This window comes from Clostridium sp. DL1XJH146, from assembly GCF_054819755.1.
Window position 1 is genome coordinate 52,279 of record NZ_JBTVVN010000011.1, and the last position, 20,576, is coordinate 72,854.

At 29.5% G+C, this 20,576-nt stretch carries 20 protein-coding genes; 7 read left to right on the plus strand and 13 right to left on the minus strand.

Annotation, left to right across the window (positions count from 1 at the left end):
- Nucleotides 1-108: 108 nt before the first annotated feature.
- The 5 genes from fliN to ACVHXK_RS07515 form a co-directional block, all read right to left on the minus strand.
- On the minus strand, nt 109-510 hold the full coding sequence (gene fliN / locus ACVHXK_RS07495; RefSeq protein ID WP_461205757.1) for a flagellar motor switch protein FliN: 402 nt from the start codon (nt 508-510) through the stop codon (nt 109-111).
- Nucleotides 510-1,505 carry a flagellar motor switch protein FliM gene (locus ACVHXK_RS07500; RefSeq protein ID WP_461205758.1) on the minus strand — a complete coding sequence of 332 codons (996 nt, stop codon included), beginning with the start codon at nt 1,503-1,505 and terminating at the stop codon, nt 510-512. The genes fliN and ACVHXK_RS07500 overlap by 1 nt, the downstream gene beginning before the upstream one ends.
- Nucleotides 1,506-1,799: 294 nt before the next feature.
- The gene (locus ACVHXK_RS07505) at nt 1,800-2,132 is read right to left on the minus strand and encodes a chemotaxis protein CheX (RefSeq protein ID WP_461205759.1); all 333 of its coding nucleotides are present in this window, start codon (nt 2,130-2,132) and stop codon (nt 1,800-1,802) included.
- A gap of 42 nt (nt 2,133-2,174) precedes the next feature.
- Nucleotides 2,175-2,642, minus strand: a complete 468-nt coding sequence (locus tag ACVHXK_RS07510; protein WP_461205802.1) for a chemotaxis protein CheD — start codon at nt 2,640-2,642, stop codon at nt 2,175-2,177.
- 115 nt (nt 2,643-2,757) lie between these two features.
- Nucleotides 2,758-3,114 (minus strand): response regulator, encoded by a 357-nt coding sequence (locus ACVHXK_RS07515; protein ID WP_461205760.1) that lies wholly within the window; start codon nt 3,112-3,114, stop codon nt 2,758-2,760.
- Nucleotides 3,115-3,329: 215 nt separating this feature from the next.
- On the opposite strand from ACVHXK_RS07515, the gene ACVHXK_RS07520 reads away from it, so the two are divergent.
- The 7 genes from ACVHXK_RS07520 to ACVHXK_RS07550 all read left to right on the plus strand — a co-directional run bounded on the left by ACVHXK_RS07520 (nt 3,330) and on the right by ACVHXK_RS07550 (nt 12,800).
- Nucleotides 3,330-5,057 (plus strand): methyl-accepting chemotaxis protein, encoded by a 1,728-nt coding sequence (locus ACVHXK_RS07520; protein WP_461205761.1) that lies wholly within the window; start codon nt 3,330-3,332, stop codon nt 5,055-5,057.
- A 54-nt stretch (nt 5,058-5,111) separates the two neighbouring features.
- On the plus strand, nt 5,112-7,121 hold the full coding sequence (locus tag ACVHXK_RS07525) for a chemotaxis protein CheA (RefSeq protein ID WP_461205762.1): 2,010 nt from the start codon (nt 5,112-5,114) through the stop codon (nt 7,119-7,121).
- Nucleotides 7,122-7,158: 37 nt separating this feature from the next.
- Nucleotides 7,159-7,650 carry a chemotaxis protein CheW gene (locus tag ACVHXK_RS07530; RefSeq protein WP_461205763.1) on the plus strand — a complete coding sequence of 164 codons (492 nt, stop codon included), beginning with the start codon at nt 7,159-7,161 and terminating at the stop codon, nt 7,648-7,650.
- Nucleotides 7,651-7,760: 110 nt separating this feature from the next.
- Nucleotides 7,761-9,410, plus strand: coding sequence for a methyl-accepting chemotaxis protein (locus ACVHXK_RS07535; RefSeq protein WP_461205764.1), 1,650 nt, complete (start codon nt 7,761-7,763; stop codon nt 9,408-9,410).
- A gap of 54 nt (nt 9,411-9,464) precedes the next feature.
- Complete coding sequence (locus tag ACVHXK_RS07540; RefSeq protein WP_461205765.1) at nt 9,465-10,280, plus strand: CheR family methyltransferase; 816 nt, start codon at nt 9,465-9,467, stop codon at nt 10,278-10,280.
- 27 nt (nt 10,281-10,307) lie between these two features.
- On the plus strand, nt 10,308-11,324 hold the full coding sequence (locus ACVHXK_RS07545; RefSeq protein ID WP_461205766.1) for a protein-glutamate methylesterase/protein-glutamine glutaminase: 1,017 nt from the start codon (nt 10,308-10,310) through the stop codon (nt 11,322-11,324).
- A gap of 354 nt (nt 11,325-11,678) precedes the next feature.
- Nucleotides 11,679-12,800, plus strand: a complete 1,122-nt coding sequence (locus ACVHXK_RS07550; RefSeq protein ID WP_461205767.1) for a DnaJ domain-containing protein — start codon at nt 11,679-11,681, stop codon at nt 12,798-12,800.
- A gap of 109 nt (nt 12,801-12,909) precedes the next feature.
- Here the strand turns inward: ACVHXK_RS07550 and ACVHXK_RS07555 are convergent, their stop codons facing one another.
- The 8 genes from ACVHXK_RS07555 to ACVHXK_RS07590 form a co-directional block, all read right to left on the minus strand.
- The gene (locus tag ACVHXK_RS07555; protein ID WP_461205768.1) at nt 12,910-13,497 is read right to left on the minus strand and encodes a GDYXXLXY domain-containing protein; all 588 of its coding nucleotides are present in this window, start codon (nt 13,495-13,497) and stop codon (nt 12,910-12,912) included.
- A gap of 3 nt (nt 13,498-13,500) precedes the next feature.
- Nucleotides 13,501-14,568, minus strand: a complete 1,068-nt coding sequence (locus tag ACVHXK_RS07560) for a DUF2157 domain-containing protein (protein WP_461205769.1) — start codon at nt 14,566-14,568, stop codon at nt 13,501-13,503.
- Nucleotides 14,552-15,037 (minus strand): helix-turn-helix transcriptional regulator, encoded by a 486-nt coding sequence (locus ACVHXK_RS07565; RefSeq protein ID WP_461205770.1) that lies wholly within the window; start codon nt 15,035-15,037, stop codon nt 14,552-14,554. The genes ACVHXK_RS07560 and ACVHXK_RS07565 overlap by 17 nt, the downstream gene beginning before the upstream one ends.
- Before the next feature lie 82 nt (nt 15,038-15,119).
- Nucleotides 15,120-15,872, minus strand: coding sequence for a YdcF family protein (locus ACVHXK_RS07570; protein ID WP_461205771.1), 753 nt, complete (start codon nt 15,870-15,872; stop codon nt 15,120-15,122).
- 373 nt (nt 15,873-16,245) lie between these two features.
- Nucleotides 16,246-18,108, minus strand: coding sequence for a ferrous iron transport protein B (feoB, locus tag ACVHXK_RS07575; RefSeq protein ID WP_461205772.1), 1,863 nt, complete (start codon nt 18,106-18,108; stop codon nt 16,246-16,248).
- Between the two features lie 61 nt (nt 18,109-18,169).
- On the minus strand, nt 18,170-18,382 hold the full coding sequence (locus ACVHXK_RS07580) for a FeoA family protein (RefSeq protein ID WP_461205773.1): 213 nt from the start codon (nt 18,380-18,382) through the stop codon (nt 18,170-18,172).
- Nucleotides 18,383-18,395: 13 nt separating this feature from the next.
- On the minus strand, nt 18,396-18,563 hold the full coding sequence (locus tag ACVHXK_RS07585) for a FeoB-associated Cys-rich membrane protein (protein WP_461205774.1): 168 nt from the start codon (nt 18,561-18,563) through the stop codon (nt 18,396-18,398).
- 286 nt (nt 18,564-18,849) lie between these two features.
- The gene (locus ACVHXK_RS07590) at nt 18,850-20,499 is read right to left on the minus strand and encodes a DEAD/DEAH box helicase (protein WP_461205775.1); all 1,650 of its coding nucleotides are present in this window, start codon (nt 20,497-20,499) and stop codon (nt 18,850-18,852) included.
- Nucleotides 20,500-20,576: the final 77 nt, after the last annotated feature.

The following is a 20,576-nucleotide window of genomic DNA, read 5'->3' on the forward strand; positions in this document are numbered from 1 at the left end:
GAAAATCCTCCTTAATTGCTAATTTGTTTTAATCTTTAATCTTTTAATCTTTTAATCTTTTAATCTTTTAATTGCTAATTGCTAATTGCTAATTGCTAATTTTTTCAATTAAAGGTTACTAATAAGTTCTCTCCTACTCACAATCTTAGTTATCCTCACACAAAACTTCTCATTAATAACTATAGCTTCACCTTCTGCAATTTTCTTGCCGTTTGCATATATTTCTAGTGGTTCGTCTGCTGCTTTGTCTAGTTCTATGACAGAACCTGGCACTACACTTGTTATTTCTTTTATAGATTTTTTTGCTTTTCCAAGGACTACACTTACTTCTAGGGGAATATCCAAAATAAGGTCAAGGTTTCCGTTTACCCCATTACCCATCTGAAGATTATCTACTTGAGCTTTATCATTAAATTCAGTAAAAACTTCTCCAGTCTTCTTTTTAACGGTATCTCCACCACTATTTTCTAACAACATATCTATCTCTTCACTTGATAAAAAATCATCCACTAGAATCCCTCCTTACCTGTAATTTTAATAATTTTAACTGCTAAACTACCCTTTTGTTTCCCTGAGACAACCTTAAATTTCTGTTTATCTTCTATGTACATGTCAAGAGGAGTACTTATATGCTTATTTAATTGAAGCACATCGCCCTTTTCTAGTTGAATAAAATCTCCAACAGTCATGTCTACTTCCCCTAGTCTAACTTCCAAATTAACCTTTACAGTTTCTAAAACCTCATTCATATCTTCAGAATATTTTAATTTATCATTATCTGTAAGTGTATCAAAATTATCATCAAGTCTCAATTTATCTGTTATATTCTCTAAGGCTTCAAAAGGAATACATAAATAAACTTCACCTTTTATATCATAAAAATCCAATGACATAGTTGCAATTAAATAGTATCTACCTATATCAACCATTTTTGCACTATCCTTATGCGACTGAACTTGTTTTAATCTAACTTCCATAGTCAATAAATCTTTCCAAGAAGGAACTAGCAATTGTATAATGCTATCTGTAATATCCTCTATAATACTCATTTCTAAATCAGTGAAAATTGTTTCAGAGAATATCTTATCAGCTTTAGAGCTAGCTACCTCGTTAACATCAGCGCCACAAATAATCTCCATAATCTGACTAAGAAAAACGTCAGGCATATAAACCACAAAATCTCCATTCAACGGCATACAAGTAAAAGTTCCAATTATACTATTTTTAGGGACTAACGATTCTATTTCTTCTTGTCTTATAGATTCTAAATTATCTAATTTCCCTTTTACAGACTCTCTTGTAAGCTCAGAAAAATAATTAGCTAAATATTTTGTATATTTTCTGAAAATAATTTTCAAAGCTTCTATATTTTCTTTTTTAATACTATGAGGTTTGGAAAAATCGTAGGTATCATCATCTTTTGCTTTATCTTCTTTTTTGTTATTAGATTCAAATTGTTCAAGTAGTTTTTCAATCTCCGTATTTGAAAGTACTTCTTCCATCATCTCTCCCCTTCAATATTTAAAGATCTATTTTAAATATCTTTATTATATCACAAACTATAATTCAACCTAAAGAAGAGTTTAATATTTAAAATAAAAATAAATAAATTGCGACAAAAACGCCCCCGCAATTTACTATTATAACTATTTATATTTTTAAAGCTTATTTTTCTTGACATGCTATATCCAATTCTATAATTTCACCATCTTCAAATATATGTGGAATACAAATTGTTTCTGCTTTATTAGGAGTAACTTGCATATTATCTCCTGTGAAAACTGTAGGTGGTGTAATATCTATTTTCTTATTTTTTGATATAAGCTATTTGCGGTGTTTCCCATTATCATATTGCCTAGTTCTGCAATAGCACTCTTAGAGATTTCATCCAATTGGGTAACTTCCATACCCCCCATCATTATAGAGGCTATCTTGCATGCTAAATCTTTTGACAAAGAAATAATAACGCTACCATAAATCTGACCCGTTAGCCCTATCAACACTACAACAACATCACTTCTATATGGTATATCTTTAACCTCTATATCTCCTACTGTTGATTGCAAACCTGTAACTTGAGCAATTACACTTTGACTTGATTCGATAAACGAATTAATATATTCTTGTTTCATAAGCAATCTCCTTTAGTATAAATTTATACTGTTATTATCCTTTTAAATAATGATTGGATGGCAGTCAACTTTTACGGCACCTGTTTCAACATCAATTTCAACTGTTCTACTGTAATGGCCCCCAACATCTTCCTTGTAAATCGTCATATTATTATTCAAAATAATCCTTTTTATAGTTTCCACATTTTTTATCCCTATTTTAAAAACATCGTTTTTTCTCATTGATGAAGCTCCTCCAAACATACCAATTTGAAGACTTTCTAATTTACAACCATAATTATAACAAAACTTATTCAGCATCAAAGAAATTGCCAAATCTGCAAAATATGCAGGAGGATGTGTATCCCTTTCTTTATTAGTTGAAGTAGGCAGGGCTATATGTGCCATTCCACAGATTTTTTTTGCCGAACAATACATAGTCAAAGCCACACAAGAACCAAGCGAATACGTTTTTATCGTATTGCTTTTATCATTAGTAACACAATATTCCCCTATACCTAGCACCATCATCAACAAATACACCCCATAACAAAACATATATTAATTTATTCATCATTTTATCCATATAAACCCATTAATTCCTTCTATGTAAAAATATTATAATAGCTAATTTTAAAAATATATATTAGAATAACTTATTTAGAGCTGCTACTACATTTTCTTCTTTAAATGGTTTAACAATAAATCCTTTGGCTCCTGAAAGAATAGCATCTTTAACCATAGATTCTTGTCCCATAGCTGTTATCATAATAATCTTAGCATCGGCATCATATGCTCTAATTGCTTTTAATGATTTAACCCCGTCTACGTCTGGCATTGTCACGTCCATTGTAACTACATCAGGCTTTAATTCCGCATATTTTTCTATTGCAATTCTTCCGTTCTCTGCTTCTCCTACAACTTCATATCCGTTCTTAACTAACATATTTTTAATTGTCATTCTCATAAAAGCAGCATCATCTACTATTAAAACTCTCTTCATATCGCAACACCTCCACTATTGTTCACATTTTATATTGAAATTATAACATACGCACTTATATTATTCAATTTTTAATCTAATTAAAGGCTCAATTCTAAATTGTATAAATATCTTGGTTTAATTTGTACATTATTATATAATAGTATATATATTGTAACATATTTCGGAGCACTTAATTTTCAATTTTAAATATGCATACAGAAGGAGGTTACTACATGAAAATAAAAATCAGAACCAAGCAATTAATTAATTTTGCATTAATAAGTATACTAACAGCTACTATCGGTCTAATAGGCATCATAAATATGAATAACGGTAATAACAACGTAAAAGAAATTTATGAGGATAGACTTATTCCTATACAAAATCTTTCAACATTACAAAATAATTTATCCCATATTCAAAACACTTATTCCTATATACTATATGACAAAAGATTTAATGGTTTTAATAAACAAATAGATACAATTAATGAACTAAAAAATGAAAATTCTACTTTAATTGACACTCTTAATAACTATAATTTAACAGAGGATGAAACTCTTATATTAAATAGTATTCTCGGAAGTTTAGAAGACTATAATAGCACTAGTGAAATTATGGGGAAATATTTAGAAGCAGATAATTATGATGCAGCATTGCTAGTTGCCCCTGATCTCAATTGGAAAAAAACCTCGGTAGATACCTCTATTAATAACTTTATAGAAGAAAATAACTTACAAGCAAAATTATTGACTGAAAACATGCAAAATTCTTTTGATACAACCCTTACTGCAATGATAATATTTGTTATAATTGCAATACTCTTTTCTATTGTATCAAATTTAATTATTTCAAAGTCAATCAACAACCCGATAAAGGAAATTTTAACTTCAGCTAATTTAGTGGCTGATGGTAATTTAGATGTTCATATTAATATGAATACAGATGATGAAATGAACGAATTAGCCAATGCCTTTAACAAAATGGCCGAAAATACAAATACTACTGTATCAAAGATCAATTCAATTTCCAATGAAGTAGCCACAGAAGCTAGACAAGTATACGATTCCAGTGCTTCCTTATCACAGGGTGCATCTGAACAAGCAAGTTCAATTGAACAGCTAAAAGCTTCAATTGAAGAAATTGCTTCACAAACAAGACATAATGCTGAGAATGCTAAAATGGCAAAGTCTATTACTGATAGAGCCAAAATCAACGCTGTTAATGGTAATGCTCATATGGACCATATGCTTGCAGCAATGACTAAAATCAACGATTCTTCAAACAATATTTCTACAATAATAAAGGTAATTGATGAAATAGCATTTCAAACCAATATACTAGCTTTAAATGCAGCTATTGAAGCCGCAAGAGCTGGTGAACATGGCAAAGGTTTTGCAGTAGTTGCTGATGAAGTTAAAAATCTTGCTAACCGGTCTTCCGCAGCTGCCAAGGAAACAACTGCTTTAATTGAAGAGTCTATTAATAAGGTAGAAGATGGTACTAACTTAGCTAATATAACCTCAGAAGCTCTACAAAAAATTGTCGACGATATAGAGTCTGCAGCCACTTTAATATCCGATATATCTATTGCATCAAATGAACAATCTGTAGGTGTTGAGCAAATCAACCAAGGTGTTGCATTAATAGGAAATGTTGTTCAAACTATCTCTGCAACATCAGAACAAACTTCTTCACTAAGTGAAACTCTCTCTAATCAAGCTGAAATGTTAAAAGAACAAGTTAATAAATTTAAGCTAAAAAGTAACGACACCGACTTAGTTAATGACACTCTAGAAGAACTAAATCCAGAAGTCCTAGAAATCTTGGACAATATGGAGTCAAAAAATAAAGAAGTCCTAGAAGAACAAAATGATAACAAAGAACTCTATGAAAATTCAATTTATTCTAATGATAACGATGATATAATAATTAACGACACTGACTTTGGAAAATACTAGATTACATTAAGTATTCAATCAATTATAAGAAACACCACTAAGGGGGTTACTAATTTGTCTGAACTATACTCTAACGAATCAATGCTTGACATGTATTTATTTGAAACAGAACAATTATTAGAACAATTAGAACAAGCAATCATGAATTCTGAAAAAGAAGGGACTTATTCAGAAGATGCTATTAACGAAATATTCCGTTTCATGCACACCATTAAAGGATCTTCAAACATGATGGTTTTTAATAATATCGGTACTCTTGCCCACTCAATAGAAGATCTATTTTTCTTTCTGAGAGAAAGCCATCCTGAAAATGTAGATTACTCATCACTTTCAGACTTAGTCCTAGATGGTGTAGATTTTATTAAAATAGAAGTAGCTAAAATAAAAAACGGGGATACTCCAGATGGAAATGCTGATGAAATTATAAATGAAATAAATATTTTCCTAAACAATCTTAAATCCTCTAACTTAACAGAAACAGATTTGAAAAATATAAACCCAAAAGATATTTCTCAGTCCACTACGTCTACAAAAAATGATTCTAATGACGATACTATGAATAAATATAAAGCAACAATTTTTTTTGAAGATGGCTGTGAGATGGAAAATTTACGTGCTTACACTGTAGTTAATGATTTGGTTGGTATAAGTGCCAAGGTTACACATACCCCTGAAAACATTTTAGAAGATGATAAAAGCACAGACTTAATACGCGAAAAAGGTTTTGAAGTTATTGTACAAACTAATTCTAACTATGACGAAATGCATGCATTTTTCATGAAAACAATGTTTTTAAGTGACTTGAAACTTGAACAAATTAAAACAACCGTAGAGGAAAATCCTGAAATTAGCGAGTCAACTCCTAAAATTCAACCAACACAAGAAAACCATCATTCAACAATTCAAAATATGATTAGTGTAAATGTTGATAAATTGGATAAACTAATGGATCTAATGGGTGAGATGGTTATTGCTGAAGCTATGGTAACTCAAAATCCAGACCTAAGAGGATTACAATTAGATAATTTTGAAAAAGCTTCACGCCAATTACATAAGATAACAAATGAACTACAAGATATGATTATGTCTGTTAGAATGGTTCCTCTTTCAACAACCTTTGCAAAAATGCAAAGGATTGTTCGAGATATGTGTAAAAAATTAGATAAAAAGGTTAACTTAGAAGTCATAGGTGCAGAAACTGAAGTTGACAAAAATATTATAGAGCATATTTCCGACCCCTTAATGCATATAATCAGAAACTCCATTGACCATGGAATAGAGGACAAAGAGGACAGAATAAAAAATGATAAAGAACCAACTGGTACTGTTGTACTAGAAGCTAAAAATTCAGGTAGTGATGTTTTAGTCATAATAAAGGATGATGGAAAAGGATTAAATAAACAAAAACTTTTAAATAAGGCACAAGAAAACAACCTACTAAAAAAGAATCCAGAGGATATGTCCGACAAAGAGATTTTCAATCTTATTCTACTACCAGGCTTTTCTACAAAAGAAAATGTAACTGAATTCTCAGGAAGAGGCGTGGGAATGGATGTTGTTTCTAAAAACTTGGAACTTGTTGGAGGTTCAGTATCTGTGGATAGTGCAGAAGGCCAAGGTACGATTATTACCTTAAAAATACCTCTAACCTTAGCAATAATCGATGGAATGAACATCTCTGTTGGTAATTCAAAATATACTATACCTATAACTGCAATTAGAGAATCATTTAGACCTAAAGAAAAGAACTTATTAACTGACCCTGAAGGAAATGAAATGATTATGGTACGAGGAGAATGTTATCCAATTCTTCGTCTTCATAAATATTATGATATCAAAACGGAAATTACTGATTATAACGAAGGTATTTTAATTATGGTAGAACAAGATAACAATACTTGCTGCATCTTTGCTGATGAGCTACTGGGTAAACAACAGGTTGTAGTAAAAGCTCTACCTTCATATATTAAAAAGAACAAGAAAATTAATGGACTAAGTGGATGTACTTTATTAGGTGATGGAAGCATTAGTTTAATTTTAGATATTACATCACTAATATCATAAAATAATTATTTAAATCAATTAAAAAGGAGAAAAAAATATGGATAACCTAAACATGAATAATGAATTTATAGAAGAAGATACTCAAAAAGGGAAGTTTTTAACTTTTTCTATTGATAAAGAATCTTACGGTATTGAGATTTCCTATGTTACTGAAATTGTAGGAATTCAACCAATTACAGAAGTACCAGAACTACCTAACTATATTAAAGGTATTATTAACCTTAGAGGTAAAATAAGACCTGTCATGGATGTAAGGTTAAAATTCAAAAAAGAACCTATGGAATACAATGATAGAACCTGTATTATCGTTGTTGATACTGGAGAAATGGCAATAGGTCTCATAGTTGATTCTGTATCAGAGGTTATATCTATACCTGATAGTGAAATAATACCTCCGCCAAAAATTAATACAAAAGGCAGAAGATATATCAAAAACATTGGTAAAATAGAAGATAAAGTTACTTTAATTTTAGACTGTGAAAAGCTATTAAACGAAGAAGAAATGGACGACTTATCTAGCCTATCCTAAATTTAATTGTTTATAAATAACATCTTTAATTAGTAACCGTTAATTTATTTGACGGTTATCTAATGAAAGATATTTAGCTTTTTTGCACACCTTATATGGAGGTCCTAGATATGCGTTTATATAATAAAATGAATTTATCTCAGAGAATTATTATGGGATTTTTAATAATTGCATTAGTAACTGCAATTATAGGTGGAGTTAGTGTAATAAATATGAATAAAATGTCCGAAAACGACAAGGAATTATACACTAATATGACTGTTCCACTAAAAACAGCATCAGAAATATCAAAGCTTTTTCAAAAATCCCAAATTTATTCAGTTGAAATGATTTTAGAAAATGATTCTGTAAAAATAGAAGAAAAATTTAATGAATTTATGCAAATTTCATCTGATTTAGAAGTACTAAATGAAGAATTTCAAAATAAAATTTTATCTACTGAAATGCAAGAAGCTTACGATTCATATATTGATACTAGATCTCAAACTTTACTATATGTAGAAGAATTCTATTCACTTTGCACACAAAATTTAGATGATGAAGCTTTTGCTTTATATAATAACGAAATAATTCCCGTTGCAAATGCTCAAGAGGAAGCTATAGATACTTTGGTTTCAATGAAAGCAACGGACGCAGAAGAAAGATACAATTTAAATAATAGTTTAGCTTCAAGTACTTCTATTAAAATGATTATATATGTTTTTATGGCTATAATCTTATCTGTATCAATGGGCTATGTTATTTCAAGATTAATAGGAAAACCAATCATACAAATGTTAAAAGCCGCAAATTCAATTGCAAATGGTAACTTAGATATTGAATTAAATGTTAAATCAACTAGCGAAATAGGAGAACTTGCTACTGCTTTTGGTAAAATGTCTGAAAGCTTAAATTCAACTATCGCTGTAATTAATACGGCTTCAGACCAAGTAGCTTCCGGTGCAAAACAAGTTTCTGATTCTAGCCTTTCATTATCACAAGGTTCAACTGAACAAGCAAGTTCTATTGAACAACTATCTAGTTCTATAAAAGAAATAACTGTTCAAAATAATAAAAGTTCTGAAAAAAGGGAAAGAGCTAAAAATATTTCAACAACAGCATTAGAAACTGCAAAAGAAGGTTTCTCTCAAATGAACGAAATGGTTAGTGCAATGAGTGAAATTCAAAGTTCATCAATAAATATATCAAAAATACTAAAAGTAATTGATGAAATAGCTTTTCAAACTAATATTTTAGCTCTCAATGCAGCTGTCGAAGCGGCTAGAGCTGGTAAGTACGGTAAAGGTTTTGCTGTTGTAGCAGAAGAAGTAAGAAATCTAGCAGGTCGGTCTGCAGAAGCTGCTAAGGAAACATCAGAACTAATAGAAAATCTAGAGACGAAAGTACAAACTGGGGATAGTATCGCAAATATTACATCTAAATCATTGACTATAATAGTAGATACTTTTTCAGAAATTGATACAATTATACAAAATATTTCTCTTGCTTCTGAAAAACAAGCTGTAAGTTTAAATCAGATTAACGAAGGCGTTATTCAAATTTCAGACGTAGTACAAGCTAACTCTGCTACATCAGAGCAAACAGCCGCTGCAAGTGAAGAATTATCTGGTCAAGCCCAAATGCTAAAAGATGAGATTTTAAAATTCAAACTAAAAGATAATACTACAGTATCATATTCTCAAAGGTTGCAAAACTCAGAGGAGTTAACTCCTGAAGTATTAGCATTGTTAGAAAATATGAATAAAAATTTACCAAAATAAATCACTTTACTAACTTCAATATTTCTACAATATTAAAATCAGAAAGGTCTAACTATGATAAATATTACGGAGGAAGAATTCAGACTTCTTACTAAATATATAAAAGATAATTTTGGAATTTATTTAAAAAGTGAAAAAAAAGCTTTTGTTAATGGAAGGTTAAATAATGTATTAATTCAAATGGGCTTTAATAGCTTTACTGAATTTTATAAATATCTTATTAATGATAAAACTGGAGAAGCAAGTGCCCTTTTGGTTAATAAAATTACAACAAATCACACATATTTTATGAGAGAACCTGATCATTTTACTATTTTTAGAGATCAATGCCTACCCTGTTTTGAAAAAACTTGCAAAGAAAAAGATTTAAGAATATGGTGTGCTGCTGCTTCTTCCGGCGAAGAACCTTATACTCTTGCAATGATTTTAGATGAATATTTTAAAGACAAGAAGCTTTGGTGGGATACTAAAGTATTGGCTACTGATATTTCTACCAATGTTTTGAACATAGCAAAAAAAGGTATATATAGTAAAGAACGAATAGCTCCACTGCCTAATTATTGGAAATTAAATTATTTTAATAAGTATGACGACAATAATTTAATTATCAATGATAAAATAAAAAATGAAGTTCTTTTTAGAAAATTTAATTTGATGGAAAATATTTTTCCTTTTAAAAAGAAATTCCATATTATTTTCTGCAGGAATGTTATGATTTACTTTGATAATGATACCAAAGATGCTCTAATAGATAAATTTTATAATTTTATGGAACCTGGTGGATATCTGTTTGTTGGCCACTCAGAATCATTAAACCGCGAAAAGACTAAGTTTAAATATATTAGCCCAGCTTTGTATAGAAAAATATAACTGCATAGAACGAAAGGAGGTTCAATAATGAAAAAGAAAATAAAAGTACTTATTTTGGATGACAGTTTAATTTTCAGGGAAGTCTTGGCAAGAGGTATTGGTTCTGACGATAATATAGAAATAGTTGCTAAAGCTACTGATCCCTTTGATGCTCGTGATAAAATTTTACAATTTGAACCTGATGTTATGACTTGTGACGTTGAAATGCCTCGAATGAACGGAATTGAGTTTATAAAAAAACTAATGCCACAATACCCACTTCCAACAATTGTTGTCAGTTCAGTAAGTGATGCTGTGTTTGATGCCATGAATGCTGGAGCTGTTGATTTTGTAACAAAACCAAACGTTCAATCACCAAAAGAAGTTGAAAATTTTATATTGGAATTGATAGCAAAAGTTAAAATAGCTGCTAATGCAAATATAATAGAAAAGCCTATTTTAAAAGTTCAACAATCCTATTCTAAAATAAGTGTTGATACTCAAAAAGTGATTGCTATAGGTGCTTCAACTGGTGGAACAAGGGCAATTAACGATATTTTAATGCAACTTCCTCCTGAAATACCAGGCATAGTAATTGTACAACATATACCACCTATATTCTCTAAAATGTTTGCTGAACGACTTGATGCACAAACAAAGTTTAATGTTAAAGAAGCTGAAAATGGCGATTATTTAGAACCAGGTAAAATTCTAATAGCTCCTGGTGACCAGCATATGAGTGTACGTAAAATAGGGGATAGATATAAAGTAGAACTCTTTATAGGTGAAAAAATTAATGGCCACTGCCCTTCTGTCGATGTTCTATTTGAATCAGTTGCAAAAGAAGTTAAAAATAATGCTATTGGTATTATTTTAACTGGTATGGGTTATGATGGTGCAAAAGGCTTGCTATCTATGAAACGAAAAGGAGCCCAAACAATAGGTCAAGATGAAGAATCTAGTGTAGTTTACGGAATGCCCAAGGTTGCTTATGAAGTTGGTGCTGTTGAAAAACAAGCTTCACTTGAAAAAATACCTCAAGTACTTCTCTCTATACTTAAATGATTGTCTCTACCTTAGAGAATAGTTCATTTATAAAATATTGTTTGCATGAATAGTTTTAATTCATAAAACATTTGCAATTTGCAATTAAAGTAGATTTTGCTACGCAAAATTTTTGAATTAATTAAATAATTAAAGATTTTCTGACCAAAGGGAAGAAAATCAACATCAATTGCTAATTGCACATTGCAAATTGCTAATTATATTTTAAAAAGAATTGCTAATTATATTTTAAAAAGAATTGCTAATTATATTTTAAAAAGAATTGCTAATTACATTTTAAATAGAATTGCTAATTATATTTAAAAACATAGCCAAATAATCTAAAGAATATTATGTTAAAGAAAGGATTTTTTTATGACAAATGGATGGGAAGATTACTATGAAATATTACAAGTCCATTTTATGGCAGAACCTGATATAATAAAAAATTCCTACATAAAACTGTCAAAAAAATATCACCCTGATGTTAATAAATCTGAAGATGCAAAAAATGTAATGCAAAAAATCAACAGAGCCTATGATACATTACGTGACCCTGTATTAAGAGCTCAATATATGGTTAAATGGATGGATAAATACTCTTTAATAGGTAGTTCACAAAATAACAGAAAAAGAATTCATCAACTAGATTTTGCAGTGGTGCCTTGTAAAAATGTATTACTAAATTATTTAAGCTTACTCTCACAAAAAAAGTATGCAAAAGCTTTTCAATTACTCTCTAATAGAGATAAACAAGCACTAACAAAAAATGATTTCATTAAGTGGCAATCTCTTGTAAGTGAAATATTTGTATTAAATAATTTTGAGTGTACTCTTAAAAACATCTATAAAAATGTTTACGATGATGACAAAAACTTTTTTGAAATTATTGTACAGCTCGAAGTGAGTTCTACAGAAAAAAATCTTATAATGGACAGAACTGAACAGGATACTTTCTGTAAAAATATTATATACGAAGAAAATAGTTGGCGTGTTTTTCTTGGACATAAAGATATAAAATCATTTATTAATAAATTTAATCAACTAGTTACTTTAAAAAAATCTAAAAACAAAACCAACATTGGTATTATAGAAAAACTAATGATTAATCTAACGGAAAAATTAGATAATAAAAGTGAATTTATAAAAATAGGAGAAAAAGAACAAATACGTCATAATAGATATGGTAATAAATTTTCTATAATTCAATGTACCATATTTAATAATCAAAAAGATTTGATATTTAAGAAAAACGATATATACGAGATAAGCGAAATAGTAGAAGCAAACATAAGAAATTTAGATACTCTCTGCCGATGGAATGATACTATGTTTTTATTATTATTGGTAGAAACTGACGCTAAAGGTGCTAGTACTGTTGCTCATAAACTAAACTGGATCCTTAAAAAGAATTTTAAAACTTATGAATTTAAATTTAATGTAAAAGAACAAAAATATGATTCATTTAAAAGTCTTATTGATAGCTTATCTAAGTAATTTTAAAGTAATGCACAATTGAGGTGGATTTTAAGACTTCCGAAGAATCATGAAGACATCCACCTCTACACTCTAGTTTAAGTATCAACAACTTTTTTAAACAAAGTTTTTACTTTATATTTTCAAGAAGAGCATATCCTCTATAAACTTTTATTGTTGCTATTAAACTTCCTTCTTCTGCTTTTTTTTCAAGGTCTAAACCAGTGTTTTCAGGTACATAGTATTTGTCTAAGGAATACTCAACTTTTATTCCTACAACCTCTGGATTTCCTTTATCTTCCACAGGCATGGTATCATTGTATATTGTATAAGAATATCTACCTATCAAGTAAATATCCTCCTCTGGAATTTCTGTAGTGACTTTCTTTATATTGTAGTAATCTCCTTCTTCATCTAGTACTACATACAAATCTTTATCCTTTAATTTATAATATTTATCGTATATATCATCCTTTGATTCTAAATCTTTAATATCTAACCCCAAATCTTCCAAAGAAATTTCACTAATTTCATAATCTAATGTTACATAATCACCTCTAAATATATCTCTTGGATCATTTGGCATAGTTTTTATTATTATTTCTTCTCCAAATGCACTGGTCATAAGTGGTTTAACCAAAATTGATAAAAGAAGAATCAAAGGTATACTAAATGCAATTAAATATTTAAACCAATTTTTACTATATAATTTTCTCATAGTTTAATCCTCCACCTTTAAAGTCTTTCTCATCTTTTCGAAGTAAAAACCAAATCCAAGCAATATTAATCCTCCTGTAAAAAAGAATAACGATTTTGGCATGAAGTCATACAACGTATCAAAATAAAATCTTAATATCATAACACATGTAAAAATTAGAGCTATTATGTTTCCTTTTCTTATAAGCAGAAGTAAATATATTATAAATAATATCCCAAAAGTTACCCCTATTGGATTTCCATTTCTTATAAAACTTACTGTTGACCAAATATCTCCAAAAGATAGTATCACTCCACATATTCCAACAATAATATTTCCTTGGAATTTAAAAATGTCATGATTTAAATTATGTTTAACATAATACATAAGCATTCCTATGCAAAAGAAACTTATAGTAGTGTATAATGGATCAACATTAAAGTAATTCAGTATATAAAGAATAAAATTCAATCCAATTATATTGTTGAAAAATGTATTTTCTTTTGTATAATTAAATATCTTATTTGAAGCATAGGCTACAACAATAAAAATGGAAACAATTAAAATTACATTGTCATTAAAATTCAAATTTATATAAATTATAAAAAGTATATTTGAGAATAAATATAGTATAGTATCTTTAAATATAACTCCCATTACTATAGCACCTATTGACCACAACAAGAAATCATTATAATATTGACTTCCAAAATTGAATATTTGCGAAGTCAAAAATAATCCCGCTCCATAGATTAATGCACTTAAATACAAAAATGCTTTGGAAGTTTTGTAATATTTGTTATTTAGTCTATATGATACAAACATTGAACCACTATAGAAAAATAGAATTATTATTATTTTTATTAGTTTGCTTAAGTAATTCCAATTACTTGCAACAAAACTTATAATTCCTAGACCAATAAGTAGAGCTCCTATGGTAACTAATACACTAACAAAATTAAAAGGAGATATTTCCTCATAAAAAACCATCATCTCATCAATTTGACTTTGATTAATAATACCTCTATCTCTATGTTCTTCAAGTTCATTTTTAAAGAATCTGAATTTATTTTTACTAATTCTCTTCTTCACTTTTATCACCTCTCAGTATTAATTCTTTTAATTTATCCTGTACATTAATTTCACTCATAGAACTATACCATCTTCTACTAAATCCGTCAATAATTCTATAATGTCCTGAAATTATATTCTTTTGAACTTTAAATCCTTTTTCAACAACTACAATTTTCCACCAAATCTTGCCGCCGCCTGTTACATTTCTTGGTATATCTATATTTCCAAATGTTATCGTTTCTAATATCTCAATGGAATCATCTCCAAGAATCATTTTCAATATTTCACTATCTCTAAAAAGTCCACATATAGCGACGATTACTGTCCAACCAGCTAAAGTTCTTCCTTTTTCAATTTGTATTAGCGTCTTCTTTGATACTCCTAATATGTCAGCCATTTTTTCTTGCGAAAAATTATATTCTGTTCTTATTAAACGTATCTTTTTAGAGACTATATTTATCAAATCTTCTCTTGTATTTAATTCCACCTTTTCACTTCCTTATTTTCGTTCAGCAAAATAGATACTTATAGTGTAATATTACACCATAAGTATCTATTTTGCAACTATTTTAATACCATTTAGCCACCAGTATACCTATATATTCTTTTATTGCTAAAGAGGAATAATTAATAGAACTGGCTGAAGGTATAAAATCATAAAAAGAATATCTTTTATTTATATTTGTTTGATAATCGGTAGGATATCCTTCTACCTGGACATCTACTTTTTCAAATTGCTTTACAGCTCTAGGCATATGAAATGCTGAAGTTACTACAATAGGATCTCTAAATTCATACTGCATAATTATTTCTTTTGTATACTGCGCATTTTGAGTTGTATTTAGGCTCTTTCCTTCTGTTATTATCTTTTCTTCAGGAATACCTATTCCTATCAGTATTTCTTTGGCAATATCAGCTTCTTTACCTGTAAATCCAAAAACTTGCCCTCCTGAAAGAATTATAGGTACATCTAGTTTTTTATATAACTGAGCAACCGTTAACAATCTATTTGCCGCATAACCTGATAAGTGCCCTTTGCCGTTTACGTTCGGGGTATCTAGTGTAGCTCCTGCCCCTAACATGATAATAACATCTCCACTTGGATTCTCTGGCGGAAAATACTCCTTCTCCAAACTACCTATCAAAAATTCTCCTACAAGAGGAATTGAAAACAAATAAAGAGCTATTGTTGCTACTAATATAAACTTTGATATTTTATGTTTCTTCCTAAATGAGATAAAAGACAATATAGCTAAAAAAACAATTATTATACCAGGTGGTAATAAAAAAGTTTTATAAATAGTCTTTATGAAATATAGCATGTACTTCTCCTTTGTAATTTAATTTTTGAGTATATATTGAATTTATTTAATTATACTATGGTCTTATACCAATGCACAACATTAGGGCAATGCACAATATTAAATCAATGCACAATTTACAATGCACAATTATGGATGATTTTCTTCTCTTCGTTCAGAAAATCTTTAATTTATTTAAAAATTCCGAATAATTAGGAATTCATTAATCACTTCATTCCTCATAGTTCACACTGTTATTAATATATTTTCATTAATGCTTTTATCTTTCTACAAATAAAAAGAAATATTTTAGCTCCGCTAAAATATTTCCTCCTAAATTGTGCATTGTGCATTGTGCATTGTGCATTGTGCATTATAAATTGTGCATTTCTCTTTAAATAATTATCTGCGCAAGTATTCCTGCTGTTAAAAATGATAATACAAAACTACTTATCCATATTAGAGCTGATTCCTGTGGGCTTCTTTCTTTAAATATTACCATAATAGCTGCTAAACATGGAACAAACAAAGTAATTGCAACTAAAGCTACAATAGTTTGTGATCCTGAAAGCAAACCTTGTTGAACTAGTTGATTTAACCCTGCCGCACCAAAATCTCTTCTTACAATACCCATAATAAAGGTTTGTGAAACTTTTGGTGGTAATTTTAAAAACCCTTCAGTAAGAGGTGCCATAACTGTAGCTATACCGTCTAGCATTCCTGTATACTGCATTACAGTTACTATAACTCCACCAAGTACAAATAATGGAGCTGCTTCCTTTAAAAACGCAATAGCTTTAGTATATGTTTTTTGTGCTACATTTTTTAATTTTGGTATCCTAAGAGGTGGTAAATCGATTAATAAATCAGTTGATTCACCCGGTAATATTTTATTAAGAAGAGTTCCTGTGATTACAAAAACTGCAAATATGGTAAACAGATATATCAAAAAAGCCTTAAATCCTAATGGTGCTATCAATCCTATTATTACACCAAATTGAGCAGAACAAGGAATTGCTAACCCTAAAAGCATAGTTGCTATAAATTTTTCTCTTTTTGAACCAAGTATTCTAGTTGTCATAGTTGCCATAGTCACGCAACCAAAACCCAGTATCATAGGTATTACAGCCCTACCATTTAAACCAATAAAATTAAGTACTCTATCAACTAAAGCTGCAACTCTAGGTAAATATCCCGAATCTTCCATAAGAGATAAGAAAAAATAAAATCCAATAACTAATGGAAGAAGCAATCCTAGTATATAAATTGGAACCATAGTTAATATCCCAAAATCTCCGATTACTAATTGTCCAAGTAATGTTGTACCATCAAAAAATCTGCCTATTGTATTCATGATAAAATGATAATAATAAGTCCCCATTATAATTTCTTCTGTAACTCCAACAACAGTCTGAGCTACAAATACTCCTACTACCCAAAACATTGCGTATAAAGCTATAAAAAGAATCGGTATTCCTGTAAGAGGTCTGAGCATTAATCCACTCAGTTTAATAGCAAAAGAAGAATTATTTTTTGTATCTACAACAACATGCCCTATAATTTCCTCTACTCTTGATCTTCTTAATTTATAAATGTCTTCTCTTTTATTGTCTGTTTTATCAATATTATATCTAGCTTTTACATTTTCATCTTCTTCAGCAACCAAAAGTGCTTCTGATTTTGTATCTACTTTATCTAAAACACTATCTCTAAGCTTAGCAATCTCAAGTATTTCATTACCTTTTCTTGCTTTATCAATAGATTGCTTAACTTCTAAGAGTCCTTCTTTTTTAGTTGCTGTAGTTGGTATAACTACAACTCCAAGCTCTTTAGATAACTTATCAATATCTATTTTCATACCATTTCTCTTAACATCATCCATCATATTTAAGGCAACAATTACTTCTTTACCCATATCAATAATTTGCTGTGTTAAAAATAAATCTCTTTCCATATGTAATGCGTCAACAACGTTAACAACAATATCAGCATAAAGAATTATATCCCTTGCTACTCTTTCCTCATCATTAAAAGAAGATACACCATATACCCCCGGAGTATCTATAACTATATCTTTATTTAGTTTTCCAGAACTTATATCAACTGTAGTCCCCGGAAAATTAGAAACATCTACATATAAACCTGTAAAATAATTAAAAAAAACTGATTTACCCACATTGGGATTACCAGCTAGTACTATTTTTTTTGCTCCAACTGGTATATCAAGATTATCTATTGGGCTGTTTGCATTACTCATTTTATTTCTCCCCTCAACCTTATCAACATAAAGTCTTCAATCAAACTATTCATTAGTTATATCATTTAACTTTTATTTGTTTTGCCAAATTTCTCCCTATTGCCACTTCTTGAAATCTATTTTTAAGAATTACGGGTCCTGCTGGTACTTTCTCTGAACATACAAGCTTTGCCCCTTCAAATATACCAAGTCTAATTGCTTGTACTCTTATATTTTTATCAGGTATATGAACAATTTCTATTTCTTGTCCTCTTTTAGCTTTATCTAAAGTCATAAAATTAGCCTCCTCAGCTATTCTTATTTTTATAATCCTCATCACATTTTCCGTTCAAAGAGCATCCACTGCAGCCACCACTGCATCCTCCATTTTTAATGGATTTTCTAAGAGATAATACACTAAAAACAATAGCAGGTACTAATATAATAGTAGCCATTAATATTTGTATAAGCCTCATATGATCGCCTCTTTTTTTAAGTACATTTGCGATTATAATAATCATTATCAATTACACTGTAATATATCTTTGATTTAAAAAACATATACCAAATACAGCAACTGAAATTCATTATCAATCACTTAACTATTATATCCTTTGTATATGTAATTGTCAATATACCTGTCCTTAAATCTCTATATTAAATATTATTGATTATATATTTATTTAGAAAAATAAAGTAGAAATACTTCAGCGTGGCTAAAATATCTCTACTTTATTTATACTATATTCATTTTAACTAAAATTATCTACTTTTTTTCTTGTCTTTTTTTCCCTTTGCAGGTTCTATAGTAATCTTATTTCCTTTGATAGTGTTCTTGTTCATAATAGCAAGAACTTCTTCTGCGTCTTGTTCTGGGATATCAACAAATGTGTAGTTTTCATAAATATCAATGTCACCTATGTTAGCTCCATTTACACCTGTTTCTCCTGCTATTGCACCTACAACATCTTTTGGCTTTATTTTCTTGTTTCTTCCAATATTAATAAACATTCTAACCATACTACTTCCAGAAGAAGCATTCTGTTTATTGCCTTTTATTTCTTCAATATCAGTATCTCTTTGAGATTTTACATCTAATTCCATTTTCAGCAAAGCAGCTGCAATTTCAATTGATTGAAAATCTTCCTCTGTAAGTCTTTCAACAATTTTAACGTACTTTTGAAGATTTCCTTCTTCTATTTTAGCTTTAAGTCCAGTTATAAAGGCTTCTGTTTTTATTGATTCTATATCACCTATTGAAGGAATTGGATGTCTTTTTATCTTCATTTTAGTATATTTCATTACACTTTTAAGAAGATAGTAATCCCCACTTGTAACAAAAGAAAATGCAGTTCCAGATCTTCCCGCTCTTCCTGTTCTTCCTATTCTATGAACATAATATTCTTCATGGCTAGGCATATCATAGTTAAATACCACCTCAACATCATCAATGTCAAGTCCTCTTGCAGCAACATCTGTAGCTACTAGAATTTCTACATCGCCTCTTTTAAATTTATTCATAACATTAATTCTTAAAGCTTGCTTCATATCCCCATGAATTTTATCTGTAGCATATCCTCTCATTTGAAGAGAATCTGTTACTTCATCAACTTTCTTTTTCGTATTACAGAAAACAATAGTCAATTTAGGGTTATATATATCAACTAATCTTGTAAGAACTTCAATTTTATCCTTTTGTCTAACTTCAAGATATAATTGGTCAATATTTGGTGCAGATAATTCTTTATGAACTACCTTAACAATTTTAGGATTATTTTGATATTGATTGATTATTTCTAAAATTGCTTTTGGCATAGTTGCAGAGAAAAGCAATGTTTGTCTTTCTCCATTCATGCTTTCCAGAATAGTTTCAATATCTTCTCTAAATCCCATATTAAGCATTTCATCTGCTTCATCAAGAATAAGCATTTCTAAACTACCTAATTTTAATGTTTTTCTTCTAATGTGATCCATAACTCTTCCAGGCGTTCCTATTACTATTTGAATTCCTCTTTTTAAGGCTTTAATCTGTCTATCAATAGATTGACCCCCAAAAACAGGAAGTATATTTATGTCTTTTCTATACTTTGCAAGTCTTGCCATTTCTTCCGAAACTTGAACTGCAAGCTCTCTAGTAGGGCACAAAATCAACGCTGAAGGATCCTTTTTATTGATAGAAATTTTTTCAATTGTAGGTATTCCAAAGGCAGCTGTTTTCCCAGTTCCAGTTTGTGTCTGACCTACTACATCTCTTCCTTCTAAAATCAAAGGAATACATTGTGATTGTATAGGAGTTGCTTCTTCAAATCCCATATCTCTTATAGCATCAATCACAGCTTTTGAACAGTTAAGTTCCTCAATTCTCTTTTTATCCATTTTACCATCCTTTTTACTTCTTATATTATATAACATCTCATTATACCACTATTTTGCTTAAATTGCAGTGTTTTTAATCATTAAATTAAATTTTATGTAAATTTTCCTGTATT